The following is a 12,510-nucleotide window of genomic DNA, read 5'->3' on the forward strand; positions in this document are numbered from 1 at the left end:
GATGGCTCATACTGTCGCTCACAGGATTCTCCGCATGATTCATGCTGAAAATGAGCGATCAACCGCCTGCACGCTACGTGGGGATGCCTACGCGCTTACGATTCAGGCGCACATGACCGCGCTGGACAGTGTGATCGTCATCTATGAGCCTGGCTATGCGCCATCGGCCGCTCAGTCGGTGCGCCAGAGCAGCCGTCTTGCCAAGGGAGGTGTGTCTCTGCGGTCAGAGATCACGACGCTCATGGGCGGCCTGAACAAGCGCCAGACCATCCTAGAAATTCTGCGCGACGCGCGCCAACCTCTGTCGACGGCAGAATGTTCCGCGCGATTTGCAGAGAAACTCGGGCTATCCGAGGACGACAACAGGGTGTCCCATATCGCTAACCGGCTGGCACCAGTCCTCGACCAGCTCGCAAAGATCGGTCGGGTGCACAGTGCAGGCACGATCGATGGCCGCAAGAAGCTATGGCAGGTCGCGGTTCGGTGAACGCCCGTTGTCGGTTTCGTCGCCCGCATATATGTCGTATATTGAAAGCGGAGCAACACGATGCCTGGGACGACCGTTGATTTGAGCTTTTTGTCGAAACAGGTTCAAACCCTGGTCGATGAGACACGTCATTTACGGAAAGAGGTCGCGGATGTTCGATCTCTGACACTGCAGGCATTTGAATTCTCTCGCCGGGTGGAACGGCGGCAGTCTGAGTTGCGCGATGATCTCGAAGTCACGATCAAGATGGAGTTCGGTGGTGGGTTTGCCAACATTCAGACTTCAATCGATGGGTCTCTTGGCCGCATAGAAGGCAAGTTCAATGAACTCGCCGACCGAGTCGATGCCATCGAACGCAAGCCATAAGCGCTGATAGGCTGAAATCAATCAGCCTTCCCAGATGAGGTCCGGGGGCTCGTTACCCTGCCAGTAGCCGCAGAGATAGCGTGAGGTAGGCCGTCCGAGCGCCGTGCGCAGCTGCGTGAAAGTCTGTTCGCCGTTGCTCCGTTCGCGACTGTCCTCGCGCCAGGCGAGCTCGGCGACCTAGTGCCGCTTATTTCATGAGAGCTCCGGAACTCAATCCACCTCAAGCCGGATCGGCATTCTCCTCCTTGAAATTAGCATAATCATGATTATACTAACCGCAATTATGCTAATCGCGGTTATGCTAGGGGCGGATGATGAGGTTTATCGGCAGGGAACGCGAACTTGGACTCATCCGCAAGGAGCTTGCCCTTCCTCGGCCATCGTTGATTGTGGCCTATGGCAGGCGGCGGATCGGGAAGTCAAGGCTGCTGCGGGAAGCGGTTGACGGGACAAACGAAATCTATTTCCAGGCGACGCGGGTCTCGTCGACCTTGAACCTCGAAGCTTTCAAAGCCGAAACGGCACGTGTCCTTGGAAGCGACCCGCTACTCCAGGCTATCGAGTCTTGGGAGGGGGTGCTCCACTATGTGGCGGGCGCCGCTGGCAGCGGCCGCAGGGGGCTTGCCGTGATTATCGACGAGTTTCCATATATCGTCGACCAAGAGCAGGCACTGCCTTCGATCCTCCAGAAATTCTGGGATGGCGGTGCCGCCAGGAAAGGGAACCTCAAGCTTGTCATCTGCGGTTCGGCTATAGCGCAGATGGAAGAGCTGCTCGCAGAGCGGAACCCGCTTTATGGCCGCAAGACGATGACGCTCGAGGTCAAGCAGCTTCCGCTGCGGGACGCCGCCTTGTTTTTTCCAGAATACAATTCGCGCCAAGCCATCGAGGCTTATGGCATTTTCGGGGGAATCCCCCACTACCTGCAGCTCTGCGACCCGGAGAAGAGCCTCAGGCAAAATGTGGTGGACCTGCTCTTGACGGAAACAGGCGCACTGGTGGACGAACCTATGACGCTGCTCCAAAACGAGCTGCGAGATCCGGGCATGTATTCAAGCATTGCGGCCGCGATCGCGGATGGCTGTACGACATCAAGCGAGATCGCCGGAAGGCTTCGGGTGGATGCAGGGAGCCTGCCTCCCTACATCCAGAAGCTTTCGAGGCTCGATCTCGTAAACGTGAACAAATCCTTGGACGCAAGCGAGAAGGCGAGGAACCGCCGCTACACGCTGAATGATCCCCTGATGGCCTTCTGGCATCATTTCGTCCGTCCAAACCTTTCGGCGATCAACAGCGGCTTTGGCGAACAGCTATACCAAGACGTGATCGAGTCAAGGCTGCCAGAATTCATGGGCGGAGCGTTCGAACGCATGTGCGTGGATCATGCTCGCGCGAACGCTCAGGAATCTCTCGGTTCTCCCGCGATGGAGGTCGGAAGCGTCTGGGGCCATGCGGACTTTGACATCGACGTTGCAGGACGGACCCTGAACGGCTCCTTCTTCTACGGCGAGTGCAAGTGGCGCTCGCAGGCGATGGATATTGCGATGCTCGAAACCCTGCGAAAACGTTCGGAGCAGACGACCTATGGCGCAGCGAAAAAAGGCAAGCACTATCTGTTATTCAGCCGGAACGGCTTCCGTGCGGAAGTCGAAGAACTGGCAAAGACCGACGGGTCTATACACCTTCTACGACTGGATGACCTGACCAGGCATCCGCTCCCAAAGACTGCGCCTCATCCATAAGGTCGATCTAGACAGTGAAAACGAGGTTTACTCGTTGATAAATCAGCAATTCAGCTTGGTGGCATTTGCTACCTACTGCTGGGCAATTATTGGCGGCCCAAAATGGCGCTACGGCACTGGTGCCGGATTTAACGATCTTTTGACCAGGTAGCAAGATGCGATAGCCCGGCAGTGCCCCGGCAGCCGCGGCTACGTCCGGAACACCACGACCTGCCACTCCTCCATTGTACGATGGCGGGAGGGGCACGGCCGATTGGTAGTCTGGAATCTCTGGCTGCGGACGCGATCCGAGAATGGCGCTGTTCCGAACGAGTTCTTTCCCCATCATGGCAGCCTGTCGAAGGAATTGCGGGAGGAACTCGAAGACAGGCTGAAGCAGTCCAACCTGCCCACGACAGCGGTCGCGACGACGACGCTGGAACTCGGCATCGACATCGGATCGATCAAGTCCGTGGCCCAGGTTGGGGCGCCGCGGTCGCTCGCGTCGCTTCGCCAACGTCTGGGACGCAGTGGCCGGCGGCACAGCGTCCCTGCAATCCTTCGAATGTATGTGCGGGAACGCAATCTCGGACAGGATTCCGACCCACTCGATCACCTGAGGCTGGAGACCGTGCGTGCCGTGGCAGCCGTGCGCCTGTTCGTCGCCAAGTTCGTCGAGCCACCTTCCATCGTCGACGCCGTTGCGACCGTCGCTCTTCACCAAACGCTGTCCCTGATCGCACAAGAGGGCGGGCTGCGCGCAGATCGCCTTTTCGAGACGATATGCTCGGCGGGTCCGCTTTCCTTTTTGGGAAAGGGCGATTACATCGAGTTGCTGCGCGGCATGGCTTCGTCGGACCATCGGCTGCTGGAGCAGGCGCCTGATGGTACGATCATGCTCGGCGAAATTGGGGAGCGGCTTCCGGCCGGCCGCGACTTCTACGCCGTGTTCTCGACGGACGAGGAGTGGCGGATCGTATCCGGCGGGCGGACGCTCGGCACCATCCCGATCTCGAATCCGGTCGCAGTCGGAGTGGTGATTGCATTCGCGGGGCAGCGCTGGCGTATCGCATCGGTAGACGACCGCAGCAAGGTGCTCGAGGTCGAGCGGCATCGTTCTGGAAAGATCCCCCAGTTCGACCACGTGATGAATGAACCCGTCCATGACAGGCTCTCGGCCCAGATGCGAGCGGTCCTGGAAGGCGACGACATTCCTGCCTATCTCGACGCCGCCGCTGGCGACTTCCTGCGCCAGGGGAGGGACGCCTATCTGGAGCTCGGACTGCGGCGGACCAGATTCCTGCCAGCAGGGAAGGATACGCACGTCCTGACCTGGAGAGGTACCGAAGCCAATGCCGTTCTCGCCTTCACACTGGTTTCGGCAGGCCTTGAATGCGCGGTGCACGAAGTCGGCGTGACGGTGCTGGAAACTACGCCTTCGGAAGCCGAGGCGGTTCTTCGACAGGTAGCCGAACGCCCACCGGATATTCAGTCCATTTCGGCGTTTGTCGAAAATCTCGAAACAGCCAAATTTGACAGCATGGTACCGGAGTACCTGCTGAGAAGGTTGTGGGCCAAGGCGCGCTCAAACATTGGGAAAGAGATCGGAGCGATCGCGGAAGGCCTCTTCGATTCGCGTGGAGGCTGAAAGCCGACCCCAAGGCCGCGCTCTTCTCGAACCTCGTCAATGAGATAGTTTGATAGCAGTTTTCTCGGTTCCAGCCGGCAAAACACTGCTCGGAAGTGAAGTATCGAGAAGCGAGTACTATAGATGCAGGGTTAGGCTTCTGCTATCGTCGTCCGGTTGGTGCACGAGCGGGGGCGCAGTGTCAAAAAAGAAGTTGCTGGACCGGGTGGCCATTGCTGCACTCCCGAAAATCGATGAATCAAAGGTAAGTGAACGCCCGCTTTGGTGGTGGGTGCTCTGCTGGCCTGGGAAACTGATACTTTGGGTGCAGTATATGTGGCCCGGGCCCATCCCGTCTGCATTTGGCAGCGCTAGGCGCCGAAATGTGCCTTTGATCCAGGTTCTTTACAGCCTCTACTTCTACCTTTGCGTTGTCCTCGCTTTGGGATGGCTGATAATTTCCATGCGTTGAGACGAGCAGACCTAAATGGCAAGAAGAAGAAAAAGCGATGATGGCGGCTTAACCTTCATCATATGTGCGGTAGTAGTCGTTGGGATCGTCGTTCTCACGATCCTACTCACGGCGACGGTGTATGCCCCAGCATTCCTGATAGTGGCCTTTGTCGTGTACCAGCTAAAGGCGGGCACCCGCCGGATGGTCGAGGAGCCTGGCGAACCTGAGCTTCTCAACCTATCCGCCGTTGAAGAGGAACTCGCCGCCAAGATTGGTCGCCTGGACGAGATCGAGGAGGAGGCCTTTGACGCAGATCTGATGACGAACGCGGATGGAAGCTTCCACCGCGGCAGCAGGTTGGGCAAACGCCTAAATGCGGAGAAAGAGTCGCTGCAGCCGCGAGTGCTCGAACTCCAGGGCATAGCCGGCGAGATACGTGCAGCGCCGCTTGCTAGCTTCCAGCAGTGGATTCACGTAACCGCAATACGGTCAGCTATAGGACGGACGCTGTTCGTGTACGTGGCTCTCTTCGTGGGGTTCTACTTCTTGGTGGCAGGCCCTTGGAAGGAGCTGGGCACGTTCACTGCGGAGCATGTCTTATTGCACCCAGGCAATATGAGTGACGCAGTATACGGCACCGCGTTCCTGTCAGGGCTGTCGAGCACGGTTGTATTGTTTCTGGTCTATCGGTCCCGGACAGCTAGCATTTTGTCTGCCCATGCGGAGGTCGCGCAACACTGGGCAGAGTTCGCGCTATTTGAAGTCAGCCCTACGAGAGAAATCTCCGATGGTGAGGACTACGAGGACGATGCTTCCACGCGAAAGCATATCGACACGTCCGGTGATGCAAAACGGGCTTGGCACGAGGTTCTCGGTGTCTCTCCTCGAGCCTCGGCCGATGAGATCAACGCCGCTTACCGAACGAAAATGATGAAGAATCATCCCGATAAGGTTGCGGAGCTCGACGACGAATTCAGGCAACTGGCTGAATCGCGGGCTAAGATGCTGAATTGGGCACGGGATGAAGGCCTTCAGGTATTAGGGTGAAGGCCCCCTTTGTTGGCATTAGAAGGAGTCGGCAGGCGCGCAAATTGGCCAATGCCAGCGGTCTCTATAGCCGTTCTGGAAAGCCACGCGCGATCTTGCTGCTTTCGCGGGGTGCCCAAGCGATTCCGACGATGGTTCAAATCCGAGCTACGGATCGGGATGTCAATCGGCGCCGAACTTTGACCCCAGATTGGAGTGCGCCCTTTGCAAAGGGCGCACTCCAGATCGGCGTCCAATATTCTGTTCGAACCGAAGCAGGCGTCATCTCTGATTGTCGCCACCAAGGGTCGTTCAGTGTGCACGCGAGCCAACGATCGTCATTTGCCGTTCATTCAAAATGCCTGTTGACGCCGAGATTTATGTTCACTATTCGTTCTCACATGAAAACCGCCCCGCACCTCATACGCTGACCGTTCCGCGCCCGCTCTCTGCGGGCGAGTTCGAACGAGTCCGCAGGTGCAGTAGTGAACAGCCTTACATACCAGCCGAACGAAGCCCTTGAAGCCGCGCTCTGTCGCGCGCAATCGAATGCCTTCTTGCCGCGGGGAACCGTCCGGTGCCAGGGACCGCCCGCCTTTCGGACACAGCTCGCGCGCGACCTTGGTTGTCTCCTCGACGTTGACGACGAAGTCGACGCCTGGTCGTGCCTTCCGGCCGCCCTCACTTCGGAAGGAGATGCGCACATTCCAGACTTCCTTATCAAGCGCGGCCGCCGGCACACGCTTGTCGACGCCGGGCCGGGGCCGGGACATCCCTGGCTCTGCAGCGCGGCTCGGGAGCGCGGTAGCGACTACCAAGCATGGCCAAAGTCTGCCATTCGCGACGGGGTCCGCCTCTCCAACGCCAAGGATTTGCTGAGATACGCTCGATGGGAATGCCCCTTGGGTGACCGCATTCGGTTGCTTGGCGCGTTGGATGAGGCCGGCTCGCTGTCCGTGGGGGAATGCCTAGCCACCTTCCGCGAAACCCGGCCGATGGCGGGGCTGGCGTCCTTGGTCCTGCAGCGCTTCGTCGAGGTCGAGCTCGACCAGGCCAGAATAGGTCCGGAAACGGCCGTTCGCCGCCGCCGGGACTGATGCATTGGGTGGCGACGCCAACCCTCCACACCACATTTCAAACTGGAATCTAGCTATGAAGAAAATGTCACCCCGCCTACGTGGCAAGCTCTTTTCGAAGCCGGCGCGCTTCGTCGCATACTGCGGTTTAATGCGCGTTTTGCGAACTCAGCGCACCTTCCTCAAGGGCGGTCCCGGCGTCTTCGTCCTTATCGTGCCCCATGAGAACAGTGTCGAATTCTACGAGGACGCCTGCAGATTTCCTGCCTTCGGGGAGAGCCTTGGCGGAGGATTCAGCGCAAACCACGAACGTACCGACATCGTGGCCTTGAAACCGACGCGCGGCAAACGGGCGGCGCCATACGATCTCCTCGATGCGTCCGCCACGAAGGACCGACTGTTGGTGGTGACAACGTCGCGTGATCTTCTGTTAGAGGGCTTTGACAGGTTCGCTGATGCGGTTCTGGACATCAAGCCGCCGGACCCTCGCCATGTGCTTGCGGCCGCAACGGTTTGTCACGGCATGCAAATGAGCACGGAGCAGGCGGAAGCGATCGCCGCTGCGCCGCTCAAGGCGCTGCGGTGTGGCGAACAGGTCGCCCATTCGACCGGGTCCTCAAGATGCTCGATGCCGCAACAAGGCCGGAAGCGGTCGGGCCCGTCATGGATGCCGCGCAGCCGTACCTAGCCGATCTCCCCGGGCTGGGCGAGGCAGCCGAATGGGGCAGGGAACTCGCGACCGACTTGTTGGATTGGAAAGCTGGCCGTATCCGATGGGCGGATGTTGACAAGGGTGTCCTGCTTTCGGGGCCGCCAGGATGCGGGAAGACGATGTTCGCTAAGGCGTTGGCTCGGACCTGCGGCGTCCACCTGGTTGTCGGATCCCTGGCACAGTGGCAAGCGCGAGGCCATCTCGGCGATCTGTTGAAGGCGATGAGAGGGGCGTTCGACGAGGCCAAGAAGAATGCTCCTTCGGTCCTCTTCATCGATGAGATTGATTCCGTGGGAGACCGAACCCGGTTCCGCGGCGACAATGCCGCTTATAGCCGGGAAGTTGTGAATGGCCTGTTGGAATGCATGGACGGCGCGACGGGCAGGGAAGGTGTGGTTGTCGTCGGGGCGACGAACTTCCCGGACATGATCGACATGGCGGTCAGACGGCCAGGCCGTCTGGACAGGCATATCCAGATTCCGTTGCCGGACGCCGAGGCGCGGAAGGAGATCCTTCGTTTCCATCTCGGAGGGAAACTTGAGGATAGCGATCGGGCGCTGGTGGCCGATCGGACGGAAGGCTGGACCGGAGCCCGCCTCGAACAACTGGTCCGTGACGCGCGCCGTCGCGCGAGGCGCGCCAGGCGGGAGATCAGTCGCGACGATCTCCAGTCCCAACTCCCTGAGCTTGTTGCCGTGCCCGAAGCCGTGTTGCGACGCGCCGCAATTCATGAAGCAGGTCACGTGGTCGTCGGGCTTGAGCTGGACACCGGAGATCTGGTCTACGTGGAAATCAAGGATACATTCGATCCGTCCGAAGGCGAACAGCAAAGGGGTGGCGGGGCGAGGTTCGATCGACCCTTGCTGGCCGAAAGGACCAGACAGCAGTTCCTCGACCTGATCGCGATCGGACTCGCCGGATTGGCCGCGGAGCAGGTCGTGCTCGGACAGAGGTCTGGCGGCGGAGGGGGAGCGACGGGGTCCGACCTTCATGCAGCCACTCTGCTGGCGCTGCAGTTCGAGGCTTCATACGGGTTGGGGAGCGGGCTGACGTACCTTTCGGGAACGACCGATCAGGAACTGCTCGTCACGTTGCACATGGACCAGGATCTCAGGAAGCGGGTGGAAGGAGTCCTGACCGCTCAGTTCGCTCGTGCCAAGAGCCTGCTCGAGGCCAAGCCGACGGAGCTGGCCAGAATCGCGGACAGTCTTTTTGCGAAAAGAAGATTGCTGGCCGACGAAGTGCGCGCGCTTGCAGGAATGGACGCTCCGACTGTGCAAGGCATTGCGAGCCCAAGCGCGTTGGATTGCCTTATGATTGGTTTCGGAATCGGGAAAACATTTCCCGACATTCGGCTGCATCCTTAAACGAATATGTCCTAAGTCACGGCAGTTGGCACGTGGGCCGGGCATCAGTTTTGGTGTGCCGTAGTTTCAACAAGCATAAATGTGGAGATTTATTGATGGACGGTTCGAAGGCATTGGGCGAAGCCACGCAGGAGCTTAAGCAGGTTACCCAGCCAGGAGACGCCGCCGCAACCACGCCGACGCAGCGGAATGGCCGCCAGTCCGGCCCGGCGAAAACCGATGAGCAGTCAATCGACTACGACAGCCTCGGGATCCCAAAAGCTGCGGTGCCCGCGTTCGAAGAGGCCCGGGAGATGTTCGCGTCTCTCGGCCGTAAGAGGACCGACGAGGTCTTCGCCTGCGGAGAGATGCTCGCGAAGGTGCGTGGCAAGGCGCCCAGCCAGGAGTCGTTCGAACGCTGGTCCAAGCAGGCATGCCGGCTAACCCGGCGAGGGGCCGGCAACTATATCGCGGTTCACAACAATCTCCGTGCCCATCGGAAGATTCTGGTCGGTTGCGGCATGCCGGCCGCCGCCATGTACGCGCTGGCGACTGCAGAGGACGAAGCCATCGCTTCCGTGGTTGCCGATCTGAAGGCGGGCAAACGGCCGACAGTTCGCGAGATCAAGGCCCTGGTTTCGGGTGAAACCCATACCGCGCAGCCGGACCCTGCCGATATCGCCGGTGCCGACGGCCTGAGAGCCCTGGCTCGCGCGAAAGTCCAAACCGGAGTGCCCATCCTCATCGAGCGGCTTCGCGCTATGCTCAGCGATATCGAAGAGGCTCTCGTGCCCCATTTCGAAGGTAAGAATGTCGCCAAGGGAGCGCTTCTCGCGAAAGTCGAGCATCCCGCACGAAGGGCGCGCAGTGAATTGCAGAACTTGGCGCTGTTCGTCGAGCCGAACTCCCAAAGCAGCGAAACCTGGCGAGTACACTCGGCGCTCTTCCCGCACGGGAGCCAATGGGGGAAGGTCTCCTTGGCTCTTTACAAGCTCGGCGGACGCGAGGATTGGCCCGACGCGAGCGACCTCGGCGGATGGCTTGTCAGGGACGTCGTTCCAGCTATCGAATTCGCCCTTGGAGCAAGGCCCTCAAAGGATGGCTCTACAAGGTGAAAATGGAGCCCCGCCCGATGACGTGTGCGAGCAACAGCGACCAAACGATCCGTGGCTTGCAATGCCCTGATTCGAATTTCGGACGACTATCCTCGCGACCGCGCCATGATCGCGGCCCCACATGGATGGGCTGTCGCCGGCCTATGACATCGTTCCTGAGATCGTCGCCTATCTGCGCTCTTTAGGGCGGCGGCAAAAGGTCAGCCTGCTCGCCGCAACGCCTGACGCCGCGCCCGAGCTGCAAGTAGCAGGCCGTTTTCGTCGTTGAGTCCTTCTTGGAAAAGTCGAATCAAGTCAGAGGCAATGTTCTCGGCTTCTGGCGACCCAGGCTGGATAAGGCCCTCTTGGCAAAGCTGGTCGAAAACTGACTTCAGGCGTTCCAAGTCACTTGGATAAAGGGCTGGGTCTAGATTAAGGCGATCAATCATCTGGCCTCGCGCGGGCTGAGCTCTTAAACAAAACAAAGGGCAGGGGCGGTGAGACACCGCCGCCTGACGAAAATGACTCCGCCAAAAGCGCTTGTCATCAAAAAATTCGATGAGGCCATGCTGGAACAAAAACGGGAGTATATTCCTCGTTTGGCTTCAGGGTATCCGGGCAAGTCGAAACCGTCACCGGTGTACATCTCGTCGCGAAGATGTGGCGGACCGGCGCGGCGTTATGCCTGTCGAGCGGCGCTAACCACGATAGAGTTCCGCAGTGACCGCAATAAAGGTCCCCAGCTCCGCGTCTGTGGCGCTTGTGTCCGACCGGGATACAAGAGAGTTATCTCCGCGCGCGCTGAGGCACGGCAGCGTCAGGCGCAGTACCTCAGGTGCTGGCTCGGTGCCTCTAAAGACCTTACGCCGACTTTCGCCAATCCTGTCACAAAGTTTCGTTTCATTGGCACTTCCCAGGTTTCTTCCATGGGATTGAAAAGGCCGGGTAGTTCAAAATGAGCATGGATTCTAAGGAAATCATGGACGTCGATGGAGACGACGGGGATCCCATACACAATTGCGGTCGCCGCGATCGCAAGGTCCTGGCTTGGTCCTCGCCGATGATTCTGGGGTGAGGGCACCCACAAATGCCTCAGCTCCGGGACCGTGGTCATCGATGCGTACATCCGTGCAACTGAGGCATCCATAACGAGGAAGATCATATCGGTTTCTAGCACTTCGTTCAGCCAGCGTGAGAGGTCGTGGGCGCGGCTTGGGTTTCTCGACCGCAGAGATTCAATGCCCCGTTGCAGCTCGAAAACGGCGCCAAACGGGATTGCAAGCCGATGTCGCGACATCGCCCAGTCTGCCCAGGTAAGGACATGTCGGTTCGGTCTCTTCTTTGTGAACTCGCTCAGCACATTTGTGTCGAGAAGAAACATTCCGGTGGGCTCCTTTGCGGCTAGGATTGCTTTATGATGCGCGAGGCCTAAATCAGAAACCACCGGCGAATAGTAAACGCGGTCAACTGGAGCGTGCATTGGCGAGCGGCGGGGCAAGTGGCGGTCGTACTGAACTCGGTATCTGGACCGTCAAAGAGGCGAGGACCAGGTTCAATGATTTGTTGGCGGCGGCGGCCGAACGAGGGCCGCAAGAGATTCATGACCGCCGGCGACAGTTCGTGCTCCAAATGTCCAAGCTTGGGCCGAGGAAGTCCGGTCGGGATGTCTTGCTAAAGGGCGGACCGATGGGTGATGAGACGCTTGATCTCGACTAATTGACGGCGAGGATCGCATGCTATCAGGGCGGCATTAGGTAGCGCAGCCTGCCAAATTCGAGACAAGCTACTCATGTGTCCGGTCTCCGGGCGTTGCTTGCCGAGAAGGGATTTCTTTCTGGACCGCTTATATAGGCGGACCCGACGCTTCCCTGCGTCAGAACGGTCCAGGAGCATTTCGGATCACTGATGAACGCGTATCAGGCCGCCGGATGGCATGTTGATCGGAATGCCGTGATGCGGCGTGTTCGGTTACGCCTTCAACCTGTCTACTAGCTCGGCGGAGTCCCAGTCCCTTTTGATGCCGGGACGTGTCCATCCAGCAGTTCGTCCAGATTGACGAGGAGGAAGCCTACGCGATCTTCCGCCAGTTCCGGTGGCCCAAGACGAATGGCGATCCCCTCTGCCCGCATTGCGGCCCAACTGCTACCCTCCGCAGGACCGCCACCAATATCACCTTTGGCGCTCGGCTTGGTTCGCGCCCCCTTTTTTCGGCATGCGGATCGCGATGTCGATCGCGCCGGCGCCGTGCCCTATCTCCCAAACAACTCTGAATGTGAGCCGAGCCTGACAAACTCGACGAAGTCGTCATCGACGGCACGGACGAGGAGAAAGTCACCACCGATATGGGACCCCATCGCCCCTTTCCACTCTCTGCCTGAGGGTTCGTCGTCGGCCCCATTCCGCGCCGAGCGCGCCTTTTCAGAATGATCAGCGTCATCAATTCGATGGCGCTAGTCATATCCATTTTCCCGGCCTTGTTGTATCGGTCCCAGTCCTTTCGTATGCATACGCTGGAGGCCGCCTACTGACGCGTAGCTTGAGGCGATAGTGTCCGCTTAGATTAAGTGGACGCTTGGCGAATGAAGTATCTGGCTATGGAAC

General features: G+C 59.1%; 13 protein-coding genes. 11 read left to right on the forward strand and 2 right to left on the reverse strand.

Annotation, left to right across the window (positions count from 1 at the left end; all coding sequences use genetic code 11):
- The 10 genes from ACFFNA_RS35525 to ACFFNA_RS35570 all read left to right on the forward strand — a co-directional run.
- Positions 1 to 487, forward strand: a 487-nt coding sequence (locus tag ACFFNA_RS35525) for a hypothetical protein (RefSeq protein WP_378924582.1), incomplete at its 5' end; no start/stop codon positions are given.
- 60 nt (positions 488 to 547) lie between these two features.
- Positions 548 to 853: a hypothetical protein gene (locus tag ACFFNA_RS35530; protein WP_378924584.1), complete on the forward strand. Its 306-nt coding sequence runs from the start codon at positions 548 to 550 to the stop codon at positions 851 to 853.
- Positions 854 to 1,167: 314 nt separating this feature from the next.
- Positions 1,168 to 2,595, forward strand: a complete 1,428-nt coding sequence (locus ACFFNA_RS35535) for an ATP-binding protein (RefSeq protein ID WP_378924586.1) — start codon at positions 1,168 to 1,170, stop codon at positions 2,593 to 2,595.
- Between the two features lie 253 nt (positions 2,596 to 2,848).
- Complete coding sequence (locus ACFFNA_RS35540; RefSeq protein ID WP_378924588.1) at positions 2,849 to 4,222, forward strand: helicase-related protein; 1,374 nt, start codon at positions 2,849 to 2,851, stop codon at positions 4,220 to 4,222.
- A gap of 466 nt (positions 4,223 to 4,688) precedes the next feature.
- Positions 4,689 to 5,702, forward strand: a complete 1,014-nt coding sequence (locus tag ACFFNA_RS35545; protein ID WP_378924590.1) for a J domain-containing protein — start codon at positions 4,689 to 4,691, stop codon at positions 5,700 to 5,702.
- Between the two features lie 464 nt (positions 5,703 to 6,166).
- Complete coding sequence (locus tag ACFFNA_RS35550; RefSeq protein WP_378924592.1) at positions 6,167 to 6,778, forward strand: hypothetical protein; 612 nt, start codon at positions 6,167 to 6,169, stop codon at positions 6,776 to 6,778.
- A 55-nt stretch (positions 6,779 to 6,833) separates the two neighbouring features.
- Positions 6,834 to 7,445, forward strand: a complete 612-nt coding sequence (locus tag ACFFNA_RS35555) for a hypothetical protein (protein WP_378924594.1) — start codon at positions 6,834 to 6,836, stop codon at positions 7,443 to 7,445.
- Entirely contained in the window at positions 7,379 to 8,836 is a 1,458-nt protein-coding gene (locus tag ACFFNA_RS35560) for an AAA family ATPase (RefSeq protein ID WP_378924596.1), read from the forward strand. Before ACFFNA_RS35555 ends, ACFFNA_RS35560 begins: the two co-directional genes overlap by 67 nt.
- A 95-nt stretch (positions 8,837 to 8,931) precedes the next feature.
- A complete protein-coding gene (locus ACFFNA_RS35565; protein WP_378924598.1) occupies positions 8,932 to 9,930 on the forward strand; it encodes a hypothetical protein in 999 nt (332 codons plus the stop codon).
- A gap of 121 nt (positions 9,931 to 10,051) precedes the next feature.
- On the forward strand, positions 10,052 to 10,198 hold the full coding sequence (locus ACFFNA_RS35570; RefSeq protein ID WP_378924600.1) for a hypothetical protein: 147 nt from the start codon (positions 10,052 to 10,054) through the stop codon (positions 10,196 to 10,198).
- Positions 10,199 to 10,726: 528 nt separating this feature from the next.
- Here the strand turns inward: ACFFNA_RS35570 and ACFFNA_RS35575 are convergent.
- Positions 10,727 to 11,290 (reverse strand): PIN domain-containing protein, encoded by a 564-nt coding sequence (locus tag ACFFNA_RS35575; RefSeq protein ID WP_378924602.1) that lies wholly within the window; start codon positions 11,288 to 11,290, stop codon positions 10,727 to 10,729.
- Between the two features lie 646 nt (positions 11,291 to 11,936).
- Between ACFFNA_RS35575 and ACFFNA_RS35580 the strand changes: the two genes are divergently transcribed.
- Positions 11,937 to 12,179, forward strand: a complete 243-nt coding sequence (locus ACFFNA_RS35580; RefSeq protein ID WP_378924604.1) for a transposase — start codon at positions 11,937 to 11,939, stop codon at positions 12,177 to 12,179.
- On the opposite strand, the gene ACFFNA_RS35585 is transcribed toward ACFFNA_RS35580, so the two are convergent.
- Positions 12,159 to 12,350 (reverse strand): type II toxin-antitoxin system YafQ family toxin, encoded by a 192-nt coding sequence (locus ACFFNA_RS35585; protein ID WP_378924606.1) that lies wholly within the window; start codon positions 12,348 to 12,350, stop codon positions 12,159 to 12,161. The two genes, ACFFNA_RS35580 and ACFFNA_RS35585, sit on opposite strands and share 21 nt — an antisense overlap.
- Between the last annotated feature and the right edge of the window lie 160 nt (positions 12,351 to 12,510).

The organism is Mesorhizobium kowhaii (assembly GCF_042431665.1).
Classification (GTDB): Bacteria; Pseudomonadota; Alphaproteobacteria; order Rhizobiales; family Rhizobiaceae; genus Mesorhizobium; species Mesorhizobium kowhaii.